Genomic DNA, 20,511 nt, shown 5'->3' with positions numbered 1-20,511 from the left:
GCCCGGGCTACGTGCCGGTGGCGCCGTCAGGGTGCCCGACGGTTGGCGCGCAGGGCGGCCAGCACCACGCCCGGTGTGGCCAGCGACCTCGGATGCGCACGCATGGAGACGACCTCGTTGAACCGCCGCGCGACCGCCACGTCCGTGACGGTCGCCGTGACGATCTGCCGGCTGATCCAACTCGAGAACCGGTGGCCGCGCGGGTAGGGCCCGTCGACGTGCGGCAGGGCCAGGTCGGCGGAGGTGGACGTCGACCACGCGGCGTCGACCACCACCCTCTGCCAGTCGAAGAACCGGCGCGCGGGCAGGGCCGGATCCGGCCGTGCCCGCAGGTACGCCGACAGGCAGGCCGCGTGCAGGGCCGCCGCCGTCATCCCCTGCCCGTACACCGGGTTGAACGACGCGACCGCGTCGCCGACGCTCACCAGCCGGGCCGGGAACCGCTTGAGCGCGTGGAAGTCCCGCCGCCGGCTGTCGGCATGGCGGTAGGTCCGGACGTCGCCGAGCATCTCGTTTCCGGCGACGTCACCGAACTCCGGTGGGAACTGGTCCCGCAGCCGCCGCACGAAATCCTCGGCGGTGCTTCCCGGGCGGTTGTCTCCGTACCCGGCCATCATCGCCATCCACCGGCCGTCCTCGACGGCGAAGACCGCGGCACCGGCCACGTCCGGCGGCGTCCCCGGAGTGTGCAGCGCCATGACGACCGTGAGGTCGGGAGCCGGCTCCCGGCGTCGGAACAGGGCAGTCGCGTAGTTCAGGTTCACGGTCATCCGCCGCGTGACGGGGCGGTCCCAGCCGGCGTGCTCCAGCCACTCGGACAGCCTGCTCGAACGCCCCATGGCGTCCACCACGAAGTCACCGATCTCGACGCCGGGCACCCCGCCGACGTCGCAGCGGACGCCGGTGGCCGCACCACCGTCGAGCACGAGACCCGTGGCGCGGGCCACGACCGTCTTGACGTTGGGCAGTCGAAGCACCTGCTGACGGATCAGCCCCTCCAGCAGCGGTCGGGTGCCCGTCAGGCTGTCGGCGTCGTCGGGCACGACGACCTTCAGCCGGCCGTCGAGGTAGGCGCGTCTGGTCCCGGGGGGAGCCTCGATCGCTCCCTGGGCCAGCGCCTGTTCGCGGAAGCCGGGAAACAGGCGTTCGAGCTGGAGGAAGCCGCCGGGCAGGAGCGCGTGCAACTGCGTCCCCTGTGGCACGCCCCGCCGACCGCCGGTCAGATGCAGGTCGTCCCGGTCGACGACGACGACGCTCTCCGCGTGGTCGGACAACACCCGGGCGGCCAGCAGGCCGGCGACACTGCCGCCGACCACGACGGCCCTGCCCATGACCGGAGACTGCCGGGCGGGTGGTCGCACGGCGTTCAACGCGGCGAAGACCCTGGTCGGGGAGAGGGGCATCGTGCTCTCCAAGGGGGTACGAGAGGTGCTGCGCACGCGCCTGCCGAGCGGCCTGCGCGTACGCGGCCCCACGGGACAGACCGGCCGACATGACGCTCGTCGATCGTCGCACAGCTCGGCAGTTGACCGGCGCGGTCCTCGCTGGTCGGTGCGGGCCAAGTCGAAGGCGGGCTCTTGGCGCCCGGCCGGGGCGGGTCTGTGGATCTAACGGTGTTTCCGGCCTGACAGCCCCCTCACCTCGGAGTCAGACCCGGGCGGTGAGACCGTCACATCTTCTGGAACCTCGGTGCTCTGTTGGTCACCGTGGCTGGGCTGTGCCGGCGGTATCGGTGCCGGCGCAGCCCAGTCGTGGGTGGTTGGGTCTCCTCGCGCCGGGTGGACATAGCGAGTGGGGTTCGCGGTTCGTGGTTTCCGTGCCGAGGCTTGGTTGGCGGCGGTGGTCTGGGGAGGGATCAGTCCCACTGGTCCTGGTTGAGGAAGCGGGCGAAGCCCCGCCACGAGTTCGGTCCCATCACCCCGTCGATCGGGCCGGTGTAGCCCCAGCCGGAGGCGAGTCGCTGCACCGCCTTCCAGGTGTTCGGCCCCGGTACGCCGTCGATGGGGCCGGTGTAGCCGTAGTTGCGCATGGCTCGTTGCAGCGCGGCGTACGTGTTCACGCCGGGCACTCCGTCGATCGGGCCGGTGTAGCCGGCGGTGATCCGTAGCCAGTTCTGCATCCGTTGGTAGAAGATCGGGCCGGGGATGCCGTCCTGCTCGGTGGTCGTCTTGGGCAGGCCGCCGCCACCCGGGTTCTGGCTGATGTAGGTCAGCGGGTTGATGCGTATCCCGCTCGGGTTGATCATGTGCCAGTGCAGGTGCGGGCCGGTGGAGCTGCCCGACCCGGGGGCACCCACAGCGCCGCCCGACCGTCCCACGATCGTCCCGGCGCCGACCGCGGTCCCGTTGGCCAGCAGAAACTGTGACAGGTGCATGTACTGGCTGCGGTAACCGTCCGCGTGGTAGATCGTGACGGTGTGCCCGCCCGTCCCGTTGTAGGGGATGTTCTGGATCGTGCCGGCGCCGCAGGCCGGCAGCGCGGTGCCGACCCCCATCCCGAAGTCGATCCCGCCGAGCGACCCGTAGTCGAGGTGGTCCTGCCAGGTTCCGGTGATCGGGTAGCCGGTGAACGGGTTGTAGATCACCGGTGCCGCCTGGGCGGTCCCGGGAAGACCGACGATCCCACCACCGACAACGAGGGCACCGGCGGTCAACGTCGTACTGCGCAGCAACGTACGGCGGCTGAGCCCGGCCGGTGGCCGGTCTGTCGCACCGCCACAGCAGTTGGGCTGAATCTCCTCACCCATCATCGGCTCCTCATCCGTCATTGTCGTGCGTGGATGGCGACGAGACTAGGGGCATCGGGCTGTACAAATATCGGTTGATCGACCGATCAGGGGAAAGGCGCCAGATGGCGACCGAGGCCACCTCGGGGCAGGAGCCGGCCGTGTGGCCGGTGGGTGCGGTGACGGATGAGCCGTGATCGCGATGCTGGCCGATCGGGCTCGTGGTGACGGGATGAAGGCCGACGTTGGCGCGTCGGCCAGGAAGGCACGCCAGCTGACCGCAGTCGTCGAGGACGGGCGAGGCGTGCGTTCGACCGACAGCCGTCCTGGCAGGAAGCCAACCACGCACACCATCACAGATCGTCGACCTGGATCAACCCATCCTGGATGGCGCGCGCTACCAACATCGCCTTGGTGGGGGCCGCCCGGCCGCGCATCGCGTACTTGATCCGAATATGCTCCAGATGGGAGTTGACCGTGCTCAGCGAAATCCCCAGGCGCTGAGCCACGAACTCCTTGGATTGCGACTGGAACCACTGGATCAGCACCTCGGTCTCGCGCGCCGACAACACCGGCCGGTGGGCGGAGCGGTCGCCGGCGAGCGCGCCCGCCAGGGATGGCGCGGTGTACGCCTGGCCGGCCGCTGCGGCCCTGGTGGCATTGAGGAGATGCTCGGTGCCCTCAGCCTTCGTCAGGTAGCTCAGCGCGCCCAACTCCAGGCACTGAAGTGCGATCACGTCGTCAGCGCGCATCGAGTAGACGACGACCCGCCGCCCCGCCTGCACCAGTCTGCGTAGGTCGCCCATCGCCGGGGTCGGTCCGCCCAGGTGCAGGTCGAGGATGACCACGTCGGCCTGGGCACCTTCACCGAGCCACGCGACGCGGACGTCACTGCCCGAGGCGGCCACCCGTATCGGCGGTGTGCCGGAGGACAGCCAGTGGGTCACCCCGGCCAGCACGGCTGGGTGGTCATCGACGATTACGGCGCTCAGCTGCTCCTCGTCTGCCATCTGGCCTCCATTCGCACGGACTCGCCATAGGTGTCACAGTCGACTACGACCTGTGCGGAGGCTGCGGTGACCACGTCGGTGCCGACGTCCGCCATCACGGCGACCCGCACGTCCTCGTGGGTGCGCAGCACACTCACCCGCGCGTGGGACCGTGCCGCAGCCAACGTCGCCACGACGGGGCTGGTGAGTTCCCGACGCACGTCGGGGGGCACCGCCACGGCCGCGCCGCTGACCGCCAGCGACACCTCGATGCCGCGTCGTTCGGCCTCATCGACACACGCGGTGACTTCGTGCACCAGCGGATCAGGGACCTCGTCGTTCTCAGCGAACAACCTGCGGAGCTGGGTCGCCGCAAGGGAGCACCGTCGTCGGGTGTCGTCGTCGCGGGGGTCCAGCACGCCATCGGCCAAGTCCGCCAGCAGCGGCAGTGTCACGCCCAACTGCCCGGCGAAGACGGTGCGCTGTTCCCGATCCCACTGCTCGACCGCCATCACCCTGGTGATCAGCTGCTCCTGCTCGGCGGCCACTGACATCGCCTGACGGGTTCTGTGGTGCAGCATCCGCGAGATCGGCACGACCGCCAGCTGGATGCTGGCAGTGCCGAACGCGACGATGCCCGCGGCACCGATCCCCGCGCGGTCCGGCATGACCGCCAACAGGAATTGGCCAACGCTCGCCGTCAGATGCACGGCCATGGCGGTGAGCAGCACGGGCACGCGGTCCAGGAGCAGCAGCAACAGATGCCACCCCACCAGGCCGAACGACCAGTCCGGTGTGCCGAAGTGCTGGCCCGGTGGCAGGACGCGGGTGGCACCGGCCGAGGCTCCCAGCGTGACCGCCGTGCCGACCACCACGACGACGGCCGGTATGGGCTGTCGGCGCACCACCCACACGCCACAGGCCGCCGTGACCAGCGCCAGTGCCGTGAAGGCGGCCACGGCGACCCACCTCGGCTGGTACTCATATTCAATCAGCGGCCATACACACAGCCCGAATTGCACGACGCCGGTGATGCACAGCAGCGCAATCCGCATCGTTGGGTGCACATGGTCGCGCGCGGCGCGGCTCTCAGGCACCGGGCCACACCAGCCGCACCGAGGTCCCCGTACCGCGGCGCGAGCTGACCAGGGCGCTGCCGCCGGCCGCGGTCATGCGTTCGACGATCGAGCCGCGAATGCCGCGGCGGGAGTGCGGCACCTCGCCAGGGCAGAACCCCACGCCCGCGTCGTCGACCGCAACGACTACGCGATCCTCCTCGACGTGGATGCTCAGCGTGGCGTCGCGTACGCCGGCGTGCCGCTCGACGTTGGCCAGTGCTTCACGTACCGCCCGCACCAGCGCGAGTGCCGCCGACGCGGGCACCACCGCCCCTTCCCGCCAGAGGACGTCGACGGTCAGTGGAGTTCGGTCCACGACGGAGCGCAGCGCGGCATTCAGGTCGACCAGGCTGTCCTGCGAGGCTTGTCCACCCGTTGCGCCTGTGAGCACGGTCAGGTCGTGCCGTGCGTACTCGGCCACCTGCCTGGGGTCGATGTCCCGGCCGTGCGCCGTTACCAGGAGAAACGTCGCCGAGGCCGTGTCGTGCAACAACGCGAGGAGCTCTCGTTCCTGCGAGTGCCGCGCCACCGCCACCGCCTCGGCCCGCGCCAGCGCTGCCCGGCGTGCCCGCAACACGTCCACGCGCCTGCTGGACCGCTGCAACAACACGAACGCCAGACGCGCCATGACGCACTCGAGCAGCAGCCGCAGGCCGACCGCGCTCCCCTCGTCGACGCCAACCACGGCGAAGCCGACCACGAGCAGCCCGGCCGTGACGGGCAGCGACACCTTCGGCGGCCAGTCCCACTGCAGAGTGATCGACGTCGTGGTCAGCGCGTTGAGTGCCCACTGATTGGGCTTTCCATCAATCCACTCCTGCGTCACGCAGATCGCCGCAACACGCGCCACCGCGAACGTAAGCGCCAGTGGCGCCGCGCGCTCGGAGAACCCGGCCTGGCAGTCCACCACGGCACCGACCACCATCAGCCCGAACAGTGCGAACCCTTGCGGCAGGGCATCGCCGGGAAGCGTCAGAAGCCCGAATGCGCTGATGAGCAATAGCAGGAACCCACGCATGGGCGCCGCGTACCGGCGTGCTGAGGCCAGGAACTCCGCCTCTACGCTGCCCGGCCCTGAACTCGACGGCATGGCGATCTGTCATGTCCCGCGGCAGGAGCAGGAGGCCTGCGGCCGCGTCACGAGACTGCGATCGGCTTCGATAACCACGCGAGGACCCTAACAACGGAGCCCCGCCCTATTTCACACCGGCCGGTGCCGTCGGCGTGATGTAGCTCGACGGTCTGGGATGGTGTGTCTGGGGAGTGGTTCCCTGCCCTGAATGGCCGTCGGTCGAACGCACGATGCCTGCCGTTCGTGCCCTGTCTAGGTTCGGCGCACAGCACCCCTCTATGTGGGAGTCGGTTGATGGCAGGCGACGGGTTCAGCAGACGGACCTTCTTGTACGCAACGGTGGCGGCCGGTACCGCCACTGCGGTCGGTATCGGGGCGCGCGCGGCCGAGGCAGCCGTCCCGGGTTTCTACAACCCCTTCAGTGGCTATCCGATCACTGGGACCTGGCAGGAACATCTCAACCGGGGGTCGCTCGGCGGCATCGACTACGGCATGCCCGTCGGCACGCAGCCGCCCGCTGCGGGCGGCGGTGTCGTGACCAACGATCCGAACAACGGCACCGGCGGCTACACCGTCACCGTTCAGCACGACAACGGCTACCGCACCCAGTACCTGCACCTGTCGCAGTTCCTACTGGCCAACGGCACGCGGGTCGGCACGGGCGAGATCGTCGGGTTGTCCGGCGGGGCGGTTGGTGCACCGGGATCCGGCTCGTCAACCGGCCCGCACCTGCACTGGCACATGATCGACCCGAGCGGCACCCGCATCAACCCGCTGGTCTACCTGGATGGCGCGGGAACGAGCCCGCCCCCGGCGGATACGCAGGTCTTTGAGACCGCGGACAGCACTGGTTGGCGGCCGTTGCCGGTCGGGTATGACGGGCAACCCGTTCTCGCGGGCGCGGTCAGCGCGGTGCTTCGCGCGGACGGCACCAAGATTGTCTACACGGTGCGCGATGGTCGTTTATATGAGGCAGCCAGCAACACCGGGTGGCGGAATCTGCAGGTGCCCAACCACGACCAGGTCTCCGCGGTGTCGGCGATCCCCTACAACGGCGCGGTCGTGGTGTACACGGTGCGTGGGGGCGCGGTGTACGAGTCGAGCAGCGCCAACTGGCAGCCCCTGCTGGTCGGCCACAACGGGCAACCCGTCCACGGAACCGCGGTGTCAGCGATCGCCAGAACCGATGGCACGAGGATCATCTATACGGTGCGGGACGGCTACGTACACGAAGCAGCCAGCAACACCGGCTGGCAAAACCTCCGCGTTCCCAACCTCACGGGCACCAACGCGGTCGCCGCAATCAACGCCAACGGAATCAAAATCCTCTACACCCGTTAACGTGATCCTGAACCTGCAGCCGCTCGGCATCGACCCGACTGGCCATGGACAACCCTTGGCTGAACATTCCTCTTGTCGACGCGAAGATTCAAACCAGGCTGCCGGTGGCCGGCGGGCACGATGCCGGGGCGTTCGGTGACCTGCTCGCGTCGGCCGGAGGCGCACAGCTCGCCGTTGACCCGCGCCACGGCACCGTGACCATCCAGGCTGGAACCAGTTGCCTCCGGCCGACCCGCCGCACCGCCTGGGCCAGCCACACCGCACGTTGCCCGGGCGGTGTGGGTGCCGTCGTTGCGCAAGGTAAGTGAGTGCGGGCGGGGTTCGACGTCCGGCAGGGAGTAGCCACCCGGGGCGGCGTTGGTGGCGCTGACGCCGGACGAGTTCAGTCAGGCGGATCAGGGTGCGGTGAGCGGCGAATAGCAGCCGGACGCAAGTTAGGCCTGATTTAGCAGGGACCTTTCGACGGGAGAATCAACATGACCGCTTTCCTGGGGCGGCTTGCGGTGGTGGCCGCAGTTGCCTTCGTGTTGCCGGTGAGCGCAGCGGCGGCCCCTGCCGCCGCAGCGCTGCCGGCCGGCACGGTGTCCGGCATTGACGTTTCTACCTGGCAAGCCGGTATCGACTTCACCGATGTCGGCGCCGACGGCTACCAGTTCGTGATCGTGAAGGCTGGCGGCTCCCAACTGTCGGAGGGCCCGTACACCGGCTCGCAGTACGCGATCCAGGTGGATGGTGCACGGGCAGCGGGGCTCAAGGTTGGCCACTACTGGCTCGCTGGAGACTTCCAAGCCCCCGTTCAGGCTGCCGACTACTTTGCCGACCACCTGCACGACTATCGGCCTGGCGACGTGATCGCGCTGGACAACGAGGTGCTCGACGACTCGACGAGGCTGTGGAACGACACCGAGGTCGCGACATTCTTCCAGCGCATTCGCGACCGGATCGGCAACCACGTGCCCTGGCTGTACATGGGTGCGGCAGACCTGCGCTCCGGGACGTGGCCTCGAACGATCGCGGCCGGCGTGAAGCTCTGGGTGGCGTCGTGGGGCGCCAACAACGGCAGCTACCCCGGAGAGCCGAACCTGGGCGGCGCCTACCCGACATGGAGTGCGCACCAGTACAGTTCGTCCGGATCGACAGGCGGTATCGCATCCGTGGACCTGAACGTGGCCAAGCCGAGCGCGTTCGAGATCGTTGACGGCGCACCGGTCGACCCGCCGCCGGACGACCCACTGCCCAAGACCACCACCGAGCAGGACGGCATCCCCGGCCCGATCTTCTACCAACGGATGCAGAACTGGCTACGGATCACCGCCGGCTACACCGGCCCGATCGACGGAGTGCCCGGCGTGAACACGTACGCCGCGCTGCAACGAGCCATGCGCAACTACGGCTACACCGGCCCCATCGACGGCGTACCGGGGCCGAACACCTGGAAGGCGGTGCAGCGACTCGCCTCCGGCTGGGGCTACACCGGCCCGATCGACGGGGTGATGGGACCGAACTCGTGGCGGGGCTTCGCCCGCTTCCTCAACCAGGACCAGTGGGACTGACCCCTCCCAGACCACCGCCGCCAACCAAGCCTCGGCACGGAAACCACGAACCGCGAACCCCACTCGCTATGTCCACCCGGCACGAGGAGACCCAACCACCCACGACTGGGCTGCGCCGGCACCGATACCGCCGGCACAGCCCAGCCACGGTGACCAACAGAGCACCGAGGGTTGGGCTTTCCCCCGGAGGATGTGGACACCCCTACCTGAAATGGGCCTCGGCGCCACCCTGCCCCTCACACTGCGCCGCCCTCATCGCCGCCACCGCACCCCAGATCGCCGCCAACGTCGCGCAGGGCGGCGACGTAGAGCGTCCTGCCCACGATCACCACGCCGCTGGCGACGCCTCGGCGGGCGTCCACGTCACGATCGGGTCGCGGAAGCGCGGGTCGTCGGCCACTCCCTCCACCACCGGCCAGCCGTAGTTGCCGCCCGGCACGATGCGGTTGACCTCGTCGAAGCGGCTCGAACCGAACTCGGTCGCGTAGAGCCGGCCCCGCCAGTCCCAGGCCAGGCCCTGCACGTTGCGGTGGCCGAGGCTGTAGACCAGGGACCCGGCGGTCGGATTGCTCCAGGGCACGCTGCCGTCCGGCCGCATCCGCAGGTTCTTCCCGTTGCGGTGCGACGGGTCCTGGGCGGTGGCCGGCTGTCCGGCGTCGCCGACGCCCGCGTAGAGCATCCCGTCCGGGCCGAACGCGATGCGCCCGCCGTTGTGCGCGCCGGACCGGGCGAGCCCGGTGAGGATCGGCTGCTGGACCTGCGGCGCGGTGAGGCGGAAGCGGACGATCCGGTTGTCCGTGCTGGAGGTGAGGTACGCGTACACGTGGCCGTCGGTGCGGTACCAGGGCGAGACGGCCAACCCGAGCAGTCCGACCTCGCCCGTCGCGACGACCCCCGAGATCTGCGCGACCTGCTGCGGGGCCGGCCCACGACGTACCCGCAGGACCCGCCCGCTGTTCCGCTCGGTGACGAGTGCGCTGCCGTCGGGCAGGAAGTCCAGCCCCCACGGCGCTTCGAGGCCGGTGGCGACGGTCTCCGGTCGGGTGAAGTCGAATCCGTGCCAGCCGAATCCGCGCTCGCCGGTGGGCTCGTGGGCGGTCGCCGTGGCGGGCGGCCCGGCGACGCTGACGCAGACGGCGAGGGCGAGGGCGAGGGCGAGGGCGAGGGCGATACCGGCGACAACGCTGCGTCTTCTCATGGCGTACCCCGGGTCCTCGACACACGCCAGTTGATGCCGGCGTCGCCCGCCAGGGACAGGCGAGCGCGGCACCATTCTCCTCGTCCCGCCGTCTCGGGACCGTCACCGCGACGCCCGCCACGGAGACGCCGCATGTGCGGCCGTCAGGCGACGCACCGGGACGGACCCCAGCCCGCGGCGCGTGGTCTCGCTCGGCTGCCGGCGAGGTGACCCGGCCGGCTACTTCATCTTGCGCGTCGACCGGGCCACGATGGCGTCGTACTCGGGGTGCTTCTCCAGCCATCCGCTGAGGAACGGGCAGATGGGCACCACTGTCCGGCCTCGGGCGCGAGCGTCGTCCATCACCGCTCGGGCCAGGGTCGATGCCACTCCCCGGCCCTCGAACTCCGCGTCGACCTCGGTGTGGGTGTAGGCGACGATGGTGCCGGTCAGCTGATAGGTGACCACACCGGCCAGCGCTCCGGTCTCGTCCCGCGCCTCGAAACGCTCCCGCTCCGACGCGTCTGTAACGGTGAACTGCACCAAGCCATCCAATCACGGAGCATTCCACGGACCGGGCGGGGCCGCCGGGGTGTGCCCGACGGCCCCGCCCGGCCGCGGGTCAGTGGAGCATGACGGGAACCTTCTCCTGCTCTGCCTGCTGGTCGTCGAGCAGGTGCGACGGCTTGCGCCGACGGGGCAGGAACGCGGCCGGAATGAACGTGGCCAGCACCAGCGCGAAGCCGATCCAGAACGTGTTCGCGAACGCACCGGCGGCGAAGTCGAGGCCACGGTCGATGAGCGACGGGTCGACCGGGAACTGCTGGGTCAGCTCCGGCTGCTGCTGGACGGCGGTGGCGAGGCCGGCTTCGGTCACCGGCTCGCCACTCGGGTCGGTCACGCCGGGGATCGGCCGCGAGCCGTTCAGCTCGTTGGTGAGGATCACCGACATCACCGCGGCGCCGACGGATCCGCCGATCTGCTGGAGGATGTTGACCAGCGTGGAACCGCGGGCGACCTCGTGGGCGCTGAGGGTCTTCAGCGCCGAGGTCATGATCGGCATCATGGTGCCGCCCATGCCGAGGCCCATGACGAACAGCGACCCGCAGAGCAGCCAGTACGACGTGTCCGCGTCGAGCTGGGTGAAGGTGAAGAACCCGGCGGCGATGAGCACCAGCGCGAACGGCACGGTGCGACCGACGGGCACCCGGTCGGCCAGCATCCCGGCGATCGGCATCGTCATCATCGCGCCGATGCCCTGCGGCGCTATCAGCAGGCCGGCGGCCAGCGTCGACTCGCCGCGGACCAGCAGGAAGTAGCTCGGGAACAGGATGCCGGCGCCCATGAACGCGATGATGAACACGAACATGGTCACCGACGCGATGGTCAGGTTGCGGTTGGCGAACAGCCGCAGGTCGAGCAGGGGGTGCCGGGGCTTGAAGGAGTAGAGGACGAACGCGACGACGAGCGCTCCGCCGACCAGCATGGGTGCCCACACCTCGGTGTCGGCGAAGGTGCCGGCCTCGGGCAGCGTGGAGACGCCGTAGAGGAACAGGGCGAGGCCTGGCGAGAGCATCAGCATGCCGACGAAGTCGAACGACTCGGACGGCTCGGGGGCGTCCTTCGGCAGCGCCAGCGCGGCGTAGACGAGCGCGATGGCGCCGATCGGCAGGTTGATCAGGAAGATCCAGTGCCAGCTCGCCGTGTCGATCAGCCAGCCGCCGAGGATCGGGCCTCCGATGGGGCCGAGCAGCATCGGGATGCCGAGGACGGCCATCAGCCGGCCGATCCGGTGGGGTCCGGCTGCCCGGGTCATGATCGTCATGCCGATCGGCATGAGCATGCCGCCGCCGAGGCCCTGCAGCACGCGGTAGCCGATCAGCTGCCCGATCGTGTCGGCCGTGGCGCACAGCACGGACCCGATCGTGAACAGGGCCAGCGCGACCATGTAGAGGCGTTTGGTGCCGAACCGGTCGGCGGCCCAGCCGCTGAGCGGGATCACGGTGGCCAGCGCGAGCGTGTAGGCGGTCATCGTCCAGGCGACCTGGGCGTAGGTCGCGTCGAACTCGCGCTGGAAGGTCGGCAGGGCGACGCTGACGACCGTCACGTCGAGGATCGACATGATCGCGCCGAGGACGACGACCCCTGCCACCTTGAGGACCGCGCCGTCGAGTTTGTCTGAGGTCGCGATGGATTGCTGTGTCACAAAGTCTCCTGAATCCCCGTTGGGGCCAGCGGGAGCTGGCCAGGCGCCGATCCGGTACGGCCGGCGCGCGCTGTCACGTGCGCAGCGATGTCCGCGGGCAGACTAACGACCGGCAGTGACATTCGGCTTCCGGATTTCCGGCTGTCGAGGCCGACGTCACTCCGCACAAGTCGCGCCGAAAGGCCCACTCCGGAACGTTGAATGCGTTCCCGCTATGCCGTCGGGCGGGGCGCGCCCGGCGCGGGACCCAGCGCCGCGAGTTGGATCTGCAACGCCAACCGCGTACGCGGCGACTCGAGATCGACGGCGACGACCTCGGCGAGGCGGCGCATGCGGTACCGGAGCGTGTTGGGGTGCACGTGCAACTGCCGGGCGGCCCGCTTCGGGTCGCCCTGCTGCTCCAGCCAGGCCGCGACGGTGGCGACGTAGTCGGTGCCGTGCTGCCGGTCATGGGCGACGAGGTCGGGCAGCGGGCCGCCGACCAGCAGGTCGGCGCTCGGCACGGCGCGGACCACGCGGTGCACGACCACCTCCGCCCACTGGTCCTCGAACCGCAGCACCGGTCCCCGCTGCCGGGCCGGGCCGTGCAGCGCGAGCAGCTCCGCCGCCTCGGCCCGGGAGCGCGGCAGGTCCGTCAGGTTCCTGGCGACGCCGCCGGACGCGGCGTACAGCCCCGGGTCGTGCACGGCGATGTCGCGGATCAGCCGCTCCATCCAGCGCCGGGACCCGGGCGACTCGCCGCCGTCGACCAGGACGGCGAACAGGACGTCGCCGACGTCCGCGATCAGCGGTTGGCGCCACCCGTGGCGACGGGTGATCGACTCCCACATGGCCAGGTTGTCCACCATCTCCCCCGTCCCGCCGTGCGCGCCGAGCCCGACGACCCGCCACGGGCCCTCGGGAAGCGCCAACTCCTCCCGGCCCAACCGACCGGGCGCCCGCAGGGCGGCCCGCAGCCGGTCGGCCGACACCCGGCGGGCGACGTCGGCCTGCACCCGCAGGCGGAGCAGGTGCAGCGCCAGCACGGACGCCGCGCCCTGGAGATCGCGTAGCCGCGCGGCGGGGACCGGGCCCTCGACGACGGCCCAGATCGAGCCGAGCAGCTCGCCCCCGGCCCGGATCGGGATGATGAGCCGGGGCAGCGTCCCGTCGGGCCCCTGCGGCACGAAGATCAGCTCGCTGCCCGTCGCCAGCTTGCGGAAGACGCCACGGGACCGGAAGTGCGCGACCACGTTGCCGGGGGCGCGCCGCCCGACGATCGTGGAGACGCGCGCCGGGTCGGCGCGGTCCTGACGTGACGAGTACGCCAGCACCCGGGACTGGGCGTCCTCGATCGTCACGGGCGCGTCGACCACGGCGGCGGCCGCGTCGGCGAGGGCGAACAGCTCGTCGTACACCCCGGTCTCCCCGGTGTCGGCCGGGCCGGGGGCGACGGCCCGGTCGATCACCCCGCGCAGCAGCCAGACGAGCTGGGCCCACGAACCGTGGCTCTGCAGCTCGACCAGGGTCAGCCGCCGCTCGGCGGCGGCCGCCGTCACGGCGGGGTGCCCGGCCAGCGGAGGCTTGAGCACGAGTCCGGCCGCCCCCGCCTCGGCGTAGCGCGCGACGACGGCGAGCGCCTGGTCCGGTGTGCCGATGCCCGCACCGAGCACGAGGTCGCCGCTCTGGCCGCTCGTGGCGTCGTCGACCTCGGCGAGGGTCACGTCGCGGACCTCGGCCTCGTCGGCGGATACGACGACCTTGAGCAACGCGGCGCCGACCGCGTCCACCACGCCAGCCACGGTGATCACCACCAGATTGTGCCTCGTCCTTGTTCGCCCCGGCCAATCGTCGGAACAAGCCTTGGCCTGCCGGAACAATGACGTACCGGCGGGTCGGGGACAGGATGGGCGCGATCCCGGTCGCCCTGAAGGAGAGACCGGTTGCCCTGAAGGAGAGAAAGCGATGCCCCCCATCGAGTCCGCCCCCGCCCCCCAACACGTCGCCGTCGTCGGCGCGGGGATGGTCGGGCTGGCCACCGCCTGGTTCCTGCAGGAACGGGGCGTCCAGGTCACCGTGCTCGACCGTACGGGCGTGGCGGCGGGCGCGTCGTGGGGCAACGCGGGCTGGCTCACGCCCGGCATCACCACTCCCCTGCCGGAGCCGGCGGTGCTGCGCTACGGGCTGCGGGCCGTGCTGAGCCCGTCGTCGCCGGTCTACGTGCCGCCGCGCGCCGACGCCCGGCTCCTGCGGTTCCTGACCGGCTTCGCCCGGCACAGCACCCCGTCGAAGTGGCGCACCGCGATGCGGGCCTTCATCCCGATGAACCGGCGCGCGTTGGAGTCGTTCGACGCGCTGGCGGCCGGCGGGGTCGGGGCGATGACGCACGAGGCGAAGTCGTTCATGGCCGCGTACCGGACCGAGGCCGAGCGGTCGGTCCTGCTGGACGAGCTGGCGCACATCCACTCCGCCGGCCAGGCGATCGAGTTCGACGTTTTGACCGGGGCCGAGGCGCGCGAGGTGGAGCCGTCGCTGTCGGACAATGTCGGCGCCGCCATCCGCCTGCACGACCAGCGGTACATCAACCCCGGGCAGTACGTGCACGCGCTCGCCGACTCCGTCCGCGCCCGCGGCGCGTCGATCGTCGCCGGCGCCGATGTCACCGACATCCGCGACGAGGGCACCGGCGTCCGGGTGATCACCACCGCCGGCACGGACGAGCGCTACGACGCGGTGGTGCTGGCGACCGGCACCTGGCTCGGTGAGCTGGGTCGGCGCTTTGGCGTCCGGACCGTCGTGCAGGCCGGCCGCGGGTACAGCTTCAGCGTCGCGATCGAGCACATGCCGGCCGGTCCGGTCTACTTCCCCGCGCAGCGCGTCGCCTGCACGCCCCTGGGGGACCGGCTGCGCGTCGCCGGGATGATGGAGTTCCGCAGCGCCGAGGCGCCGCTCGACCGTCGCCGCATCTCCGCCATCGCCGAGGCCGCACGACCGCTGCTGCGGGGCGCCGACCTCGACGCCCGCGCCGACGAGTGGGTGGGTGCGCGACCCTGCACCCCCGACGGCCTGCCCCTGATCGGCCGGACCCGCTCGCCGCGCGTCTTCGCCGCCGGCGGCCACGGCATGTGGGGCATCACCCTCGGCCCGCTCACCGGCGAACTGCTCGCCGAGCAGATCACTGGCGGTGGGCAGCCCGTGGAGCTGCGCCCCTTCGACCCGCTGCGCTGACCGGCACCGCCCCGGGCCGGCCGGTTCGGCCCGACTCACCCCGGCAGAACGTCGACGGCCCGCCGACCAGGAACCACGGTCGGCGGGCCGCGCCGCTTTCCGGTCAGCCTCGCGGTCGTGAGCTTCGGCGCCTACGCCCGCCAGGTCCGCGATCCGGCCCTGCCGCACCGGCGCCGGGTGTCGGCGCTGTGGTCCTGCGTGCAGCTGTACCGGCCGATCGGCTTGCACGCCACGCTCAGCTTCCTCGGGACTCCCGCGTCAGCGCATGCCTGGCGGCGGGAGGACCCTTGACGCCGGCTCAGCGGCAGCTCCTGGCCACCGCCGTCGACACGCTCGACGAGCGCATCCGCCCCGAGGTGTGGCGCGACGACCCGGCGGCCTACTTCCGCGCGCGGGACCTGCCGCAGGTCGCCCGGTTCATGGAGATCGCGGTGGAGGCCGCGTAGGTCCCCGCGCCGTCTGATCGCGTGGTCTACCGGCCGTGGAGCCGGCGCCAGGACGGCGCTCCGGCCTTCGGCCACTTGTCTTCGACAGGTACGCCGGCGGGGGCGGCGCTGTGTGTGCCGTGGGTGGCCTGCTGGTGGGATTCGGGCTGGCAGGTGGTGCAGTACCGGGCGGACGGCAGGTGCGCCAACTGCTCGATGGGGATGTCGCCGCGGCACCCTTCGCAGGTGCCGTAGTGGCCCTGTTCCAGGTAGTGCAGTGCCCGGGCGATGTCGCCCAGGGCCCGCCGGGTGGCGGCGGTCAACGCGGAGGCGGCCTCGACGTCGGCGCGCATCCGGCGGGCCTGCCGGTCCAGCAGCGCCAGCTGGGTGCTGTGCCGCTCGTACTGCTCCTCCAGGACGATCCGCAGTACGCCCAACTCGTCCTGCCTGCTCACGACGTACACGATCGGGGTTCCTTCCTGCTCGGGACGAAAAGAAAGGGCGGAGCGCTGATGCGCTCCGCCCGCCGGTGCCGGACCTGAGATGTCGGCCGGGTGGCGGCGGGCGGCGCTGGCCGGGCGCCCGCCGGGTCGGCGGCGCGACGATCGGCGCGACCGTGCCCCGGCGGACGCGGGCGACCACCGGCACGACGAGGTGACGCATGGTCGGGTCGGCGACGAGGCGGGCCCGCGCGTTCGTCGACGGCGCCGCTGCCGCGGGGACCGGGCGCGGGTGTGCAGCAGCGGCCCGCAGCCCCGACGAGCGGGGCTGCCGGGACAGGCCGCAGCGGATCACGGCGTCACCATAGACCGGCTGCCCGCGTATCGGCCACCACCTGCGGCGGCGGCCACAAGGCCGGGCCGCGGGGACCTTCGGCGGGCGGGGTGGCGGGCGGCCCTCAGCCGCCGGGACGCTCGGCTATCACGCCGCGGAACCAGGAGGCCGGGTTTCGCCGTTCGCGCGACCGGACGCCGGTACACACCTCATCATCGAACTCTCAGCGACCTGACTGAGGGTAGGTGGGCGAGCGTGCGGGAGATGGCGGTTGCGCCGGTCGTCACCGACGTCGAGCGCGGCCTGGCCGAGGTGGTGTGGCACAACGCCGAACGCGATCCGGACCAGACGCAGTTCGTACGACCGGACCCCGACCCCCGGTCCTGGCCGGCTCGCCGGTCCGGGCGGGGCGCGACGACCGTGAGCTGCCGACAGTTCCGCGACGACGTGCAGGCGGTCGCCCGAGGTCTGGTGGCCACGGGTGTCCAGCCGGGCGACCGGGTGGCGCTGATGAGCCGCACCCGGTACGAGTGGACCCTGGTGGACTACGCGCTGTGGTCCGTCGGCGCGGTGACGGTTCCCGTGTACGACACGTCGAGCGCGGACCAGTTGGCCTGGATCCTCTCCGATTCCGGCGCGGTCGCCTGCGTGGTGGAGACGGCCGGGCACGCCGCGATGCTGGACGGTCTGCGCGACTCCCTGCCGGCGTTGGCGCACGCGTGGCAGATCGACGCGGGCGACCTGATCAGACTGGCCGGGGCCGGCCGCGCCGTCGACGTCGGGCAGGTGGAGGCCCGCCGCCGGCGCGTGTCGGCCGGCGACATCGCCACGATCGTGTACACCAGCGGCACGACCGGACGGCCGAAGGGTTGCGTCCTCACGCACGGCAACATCGCCCTGGACGTCGGCAACGCGACCGCGATCCTGCCGGAGGTGTTCCATCCCGCCGCGTCGACGGTGCTGTTCCTGCCCCTGGCCCACGCCTTCGCCCGGATGATCCAGGTCGGCGTCGTACGCACGCGCGCCACCATGGTGCACAGCGCGGACATCGGCGGCGTGCTGGACCAGCTCCGCCGGTACCGTCCGACGTTCGTCCTGGCCGTGCCGCGGGTGTTCGAGAAGATCTACGACCGGGCGAGACGGAAGGCGGCCGACGAGCACCGGGGCTGGCTGTTCGCGGTCGCCGACCGGGTGGCGGTGCGGTACAGCCGCGCGCTGGACACCCGTGGCGGACCGGGGACCGTGCTGCGGCTGGCGCATCTGGTGTGCGACGTGCTGGCCTATCGCAAGCTGCGGGCGGCGCTGGGTGGACGCTGCCGGGTGGCGATCGTCGGCGGGGCACCGCTGGCGCAACGGCTCGCGCACTTCCTCCGCGGCGCCGGCCTCACGGTGCTCGAGGGGTACGGGTTGACCGAGACCTCGCCCGCCCTGACGGCCAACACGCCGGCGGCGATGCGGATCGGCACGGTGGGTCGTCCGCTGCCCGGAGTCGAGATCGCGATCGCCGAGGACGGGGAGATCCTGGCCCGGGGAGGGGTGGTCTTCCCCGGGTACTGGAACAACGCGGAGGCCACCCGCGAGACGTTCACCGGCGGTTGGCTGCGTACCGGCGACCTCGGGGCCCTCGACGAGGACGGCTACGTGCGGGTGACCGGGCGGAAGAAGGACATCATCGTCACGGCGTCCGGAAAGAACATCGCCCCCGCCCCGTTCGAGGATCAGGTCCGCGCGGATCCGCTGGTCAGCCAGTGCGTGGTGATCGGCGACGGACGGCCCTACCTCGTCGCGCTGGTCACGATCGACCCGCAGGCGTGGCCGGGGTGGCGGGCCGCGCACGGTCGCGCGGACGCCTCGGTGTCGGACCTGCGGGATTCCCCGGCGCTGCGGGAGGCGGTCCAGCACGCGGTCGACCGGGCCAACCGCGCGGTGTCCCGGGCCGAGCAGATCAAGAAGTTCCGCATCCTTCCCCGCGACCTCACCGAGGCCGACGGTGAACTCACCCCCACGTTGAAGGTGCGGCGAGCGGTGGTGCAGCAGCGCTACGCCGCCGACATCGACGCGCTCTACCGCGACCACTGACGCCCTGCCGGGGACAGGCTGATTGACACGGAGCGTCGTAGGGATTCCACTGCTTGCAACAGCACTGCCGGCCCGGCTCCCCCGGCCGACACCGTTGCAGCAGTAGGGAGGCGTCATGTCCTCGCCCGTCAGGCCGCCGCAGGACGCCGTGACCCTCCGCCGTCTCCGCCTCGGGATCGGCACGGTCGGCATCGCGTTGCCGATCGTGCTGACGGTCGGCAACGCGCTGCTCACCGGCAGGTTCACCCTGCTCGACTCGATCAGCGCCTTCTACCACACCGACATGCGAGACGTCTTCGTCGGCGGAATGTGCGCCATCGGCGTCTTCCTCGTCTGCTACCGATACCGGAAGGTGGACGACGTCCTCAGCTCGATCGCCGGCGTGCTGGCGATCGCGGTGGCGGTGTTCCCCGCCGCGACGGGTGCACCGAGGGGAACGCTCACGCCCACCGACGTCACGATCGGGCGGCTGCACCAGGTCTCGGCCGCTGCCCTGTTCGTGCTGCTGGCCGTCTTCTGCATCTTCCTGTTCCCCCAGACCGGCCCGACGGTCCCCGCGACAGGGCGGACGCGGGCCCGCAACGGCATCTACTACGCCTGCGGCGGCATCATCATCGGCGCCATCGCGCTCGCTGTGGCGAGCAACGCGCTGCCCTTTTCCGTCCGCGACACGCTCAAGCCGCTGTTCTGGTGCGAGGCGGTGGCGGTGCTCGCCTTCGGTGCCGCGTGGCTCGTCAAGGGCGAAGCGATGTTCCGCGACTCGCAACCGCCCCCTGCCGAATCCGAGGTGCGCCGCACGGTCCCGACCCTCTAGGGTTCCGCCGTGGCTGTGAAGATCGTGTCCCTGGCGGACCGCCCGGACCTGGCACCGCTGCTCGACGACGACTTCGACGGGGCGTGGCCGCCGTTCATGCTCTGGGATCCGATGGGTGCCGTGTACTACGGCGTCGCGCACGACCTGTATCCCGAGTTCGTGTTCGTCGCCGTCGACTCCGCCGAGCCCGGACGCGCCGTCGCCCGGGCGTACGCCGTGCCGCTACGCTGGACGGAGGCGGAGCTGCCCGACGGCGGCTGGGACCGGATGATCCAGCGTGCCACCATCAACCGCCTCACCGGCGCCACCCCGAACCTCGTCTCGGCCCTGGAGATCTGCATCCGGCCGGACCGGCGGGGCACCGGCCTGTCGGCCCTGATGCTCGCCGCCATGCGGGAGGCCGTGGCGAAGCGGGGCTACGACACGCTGGTCGCGCCGGTCCGCCCGAGCGGCAAGCACGCCGAGCCCGACCTGCCGATGACGGAGTACGCGGCGCGGGTCCGCGAGGACGGCCTGCCGGTCGACCCGTGGCTGCGGGTGCACGTCCGGGCCGGTGGACGCATCGAACGCGTCGCTCCCCGGTCGATGACGATCACCGGGACGCTCGCCGACTGGCGCCGCTGGACGGGCCTGCCGTTCGACACCAGCGGACCCGTCCACGTGCCGGGAGCCCTCGTGCCCGTGCACTGCGACGTGGCGCACGACCACGCTGTCTACGTCGAGCCCAACGTCTGGGTCCGGCACCGCCTGTAGGTGGTCACCGCGGCGGTCTGCGCCGTGATGGCCGCTCATCGCTCCTGCTCCGCGATCGCCGAACGGGTCGCCGACGTGCCCGCCGAGACCGTGCGGCCTGAGCCGGATGCGCTCGCCGGAGCACGACTGTGTGACGTTCGAACTGGTGCTCGTTTGCCATCGTGCTCGGCGAGCCAGCCGTCGAACCGTGGGCTGGGCTGCGCGCTGGCGGGAACCACAAAGGCGGAAACCACAAAGGCGGAAACTACAAAGGCAAGGAGGAGAACTCCTTGCCACTA

The 20,511-nt window shown here is 71.2% G+C and carries 19 protein-coding genes; 9 read left to right on the top strand and 10 right to left on the bottom strand.

All coding sequences use genetic code 11. From position 1 onward, the window contains the following. Positions 1-26: 26 nt before the first annotated feature. The 5 genes from ACZ6Q9_RS21830 to ACZ6Q9_RS21810 all read right to left on the bottom strand — a co-directional run bounded on the left by ACZ6Q9_RS21830 (position 27) and on the right by ACZ6Q9_RS21810 (position 5,850). Positions 27-1,403: an FAD-dependent oxidoreductase gene (locus ACZ6Q9_RS21830; protein ID WP_396830051.1), complete on the bottom strand. Its 1,377-nt coding sequence runs from the start codon at positions 1,401-1,403 to the stop codon at positions 27-29. A gap of 452 nt (positions 1,404-1,855) precedes the next feature. After that, the gene (locus ACZ6Q9_RS21825) at positions 1,856-2,746 is read right to left on the bottom strand and encodes a peptidoglycan DD-metalloendopeptidase family protein (protein ID WP_396830050.1); all 891 of its coding nucleotides are present in this window, start codon (positions 2,744-2,746) and stop codon (positions 1,856-1,858) included. Positions 2,747-3,078: 332 nt separating this feature from the next. Next, positions 3,079-3,735, bottom strand: coding sequence for a DNA-binding response regulator (locus ACZ6Q9_RS21820; RefSeq protein ID WP_396830049.1), 657 nt, complete (start codon positions 3,733-3,735; stop codon positions 3,079-3,081). After that, on the bottom strand, positions 3,714-4,811 hold the full coding sequence (locus tag ACZ6Q9_RS21815) for a hypothetical protein (RefSeq protein ID WP_396830048.1): 1,098 nt from the start codon (positions 4,809-4,811) through the stop codon (positions 3,714-3,716). Before ACZ6Q9_RS21815 ends, ACZ6Q9_RS21820 begins: the two co-directional genes overlap by 22 nt. Then, the gene (locus ACZ6Q9_RS21810; RefSeq protein ID WP_396830047.1) at positions 4,804-5,850 is read right to left on the bottom strand and encodes a sensor histidine kinase; all 1,047 of its coding nucleotides are present in this window, start codon (positions 5,848-5,850) and stop codon (positions 4,804-4,806) included. The genes ACZ6Q9_RS21815 and ACZ6Q9_RS21810 overlap by 8 nt, the downstream gene beginning before the upstream one ends. Before the next feature lie 348 nt (positions 5,851-6,198). Between ACZ6Q9_RS21810 and ACZ6Q9_RS21805 the strand changes: the two genes are divergently transcribed. From ACZ6Q9_RS21805 to ACZ6Q9_RS21795, 3 genes are all read left to right on the top strand, one after another. Further along, positions 6,199-7,245, top strand: a complete 1,047-nt coding sequence (locus ACZ6Q9_RS21805; RefSeq protein ID WP_396830046.1) for a M23 family metallopeptidase — start codon at positions 6,199-6,201, stop codon at positions 7,243-7,245. A gap of 44 nt (positions 7,246-7,289) precedes the next feature. Beyond that, entirely contained in the window at positions 7,290-7,553 is a 264-nt protein-coding gene (locus tag ACZ6Q9_RS21800; RefSeq protein WP_396830045.1) for a hypothetical protein, read from the top strand. 168 nt (positions 7,554-7,721) lie between these two features. After that, positions 7,722-8,798: a GH25 family lysozyme gene (locus ACZ6Q9_RS21795; protein WP_396830044.1), complete on the top strand. Its 1,077-nt coding sequence runs from the start codon at positions 7,722-7,724 to the stop codon at positions 8,796-8,798. A gap of 325 nt (positions 8,799-9,123) precedes the next feature. Here the strand turns inward: ACZ6Q9_RS21795 and ACZ6Q9_RS21790 are convergent, their stop codons facing one another. From ACZ6Q9_RS21790 to ACZ6Q9_RS21775, 4 genes are all read right to left on the bottom strand, one after another. Then, the gene (locus ACZ6Q9_RS21790) at positions 9,124-9,996 is read right to left on the bottom strand and encodes a PQQ-dependent sugar dehydrogenase (protein WP_396830043.1); all 873 of its coding nucleotides are present in this window, start codon (positions 9,994-9,996) and stop codon (positions 9,124-9,126) included. 219 nt (positions 9,997-10,215) lie between these two features. Further along, positions 10,216-10,518: a GNAT family N-acetyltransferase gene (locus ACZ6Q9_RS21785; protein ID WP_396830042.1), complete on the bottom strand. Its 303-nt coding sequence runs from the start codon at positions 10,516-10,518 to the stop codon at positions 10,216-10,218. Between the two features lie 79 nt (positions 10,519-10,597). Continuing rightward, a complete protein-coding gene (locus ACZ6Q9_RS21780) occupies positions 10,598-12,181 on the bottom strand; it encodes a DHA2 family efflux MFS transporter permease subunit (protein WP_393267245.1) in 1,584 nt (527 codons plus the stop codon). A gap of 212 nt (positions 12,182-12,393) precedes the next feature. Further along, entirely contained in the window at positions 12,394-13,971 is a 1,578-nt protein-coding gene (locus tag ACZ6Q9_RS21775; protein WP_396830041.1) for a helix-turn-helix domain-containing protein, read from the bottom strand. 154 nt (positions 13,972-14,125) lie between these two features. Here ACZ6Q9_RS21775 and ACZ6Q9_RS21770 point away from each other — a divergent pair, with 154 nt between their 5' ends. From ACZ6Q9_RS21770 to ACZ6Q9_RS21760, 3 genes are all read left to right on the top strand, one after another. Next, complete coding sequence (locus ACZ6Q9_RS21770) at positions 14,126-15,388, top strand: NAD(P)/FAD-dependent oxidoreductase (RefSeq protein WP_393267240.1); 1,263 nt, start codon at positions 14,126-14,128, stop codon at positions 15,386-15,388. Between the two features lie 117 nt (positions 15,389-15,505). Next, positions 15,506-15,679, top strand: a complete 174-nt coding sequence (locus tag ACZ6Q9_RS21765) for a hypothetical protein (protein WP_393458385.1) — start codon at positions 15,506-15,508, stop codon at positions 15,677-15,679. Beyond that, a complete protein-coding gene (locus ACZ6Q9_RS21760; protein ID WP_393458388.1) occupies positions 15,676-15,834 on the top strand; it encodes a hypothetical protein in 159 nt (52 codons plus the stop codon). Before ACZ6Q9_RS21765 ends, ACZ6Q9_RS21760 begins: the two co-directional genes overlap by 4 nt. Positions 15,835-15,860: 26 nt before the next feature. Here ACZ6Q9_RS21760 and ACZ6Q9_RS21755 read toward each other — a convergent pair whose 3' ends face one another. Next, positions 15,861-16,268 carry a TraR/DksA family transcriptional regulator gene (locus ACZ6Q9_RS21755; protein WP_396830040.1) on the bottom strand — a complete coding sequence of 136 codons (408 nt, stop codon included), beginning with the start codon at positions 16,266-16,268 and terminating at the stop codon, positions 15,861-15,863. Positions 16,269-16,842: 574 nt separating this feature from the next. Here ACZ6Q9_RS21755 and ACZ6Q9_RS21750 point away from each other — a divergent pair. From ACZ6Q9_RS21750 to ACZ6Q9_RS21740, 3 genes are all read left to right on the top strand, one after another. Then, a complete protein-coding gene (locus ACZ6Q9_RS21750) occupies positions 16,843-18,666 on the top strand; it encodes an AMP-dependent synthetase/ligase (protein ID WP_396830039.1) in 1,824 nt (607 codons plus the stop codon). 115 nt (positions 18,667-18,781) lie between these two features. Continuing rightward, entirely contained in the window at positions 18,782-19,480 is a 699-nt protein-coding gene (locus ACZ6Q9_RS21745; protein ID WP_396830038.1) for a DUF998 domain-containing protein, read from the top strand. 9 nt (positions 19,481-19,489) lie between these two features. Continuing rightward, the gene (locus tag ACZ6Q9_RS21740; RefSeq protein WP_393458397.1) at positions 19,490-20,233 is read left to right on the top strand and encodes an N-acetyltransferase; all 744 of its coding nucleotides are present in this window, start codon (positions 19,490-19,492) and stop codon (positions 20,231-20,233) included. Positions 20,234-20,511: the final 278 nt, after the last annotated feature.

This window comes from Micromonospora sp. NPDC049139, from assembly GCF_055586845.1.
Note: the sequence above shows the minus strand (reverse complement) of the source record. Positions and strands in the feature narration are given on the sequence as shown.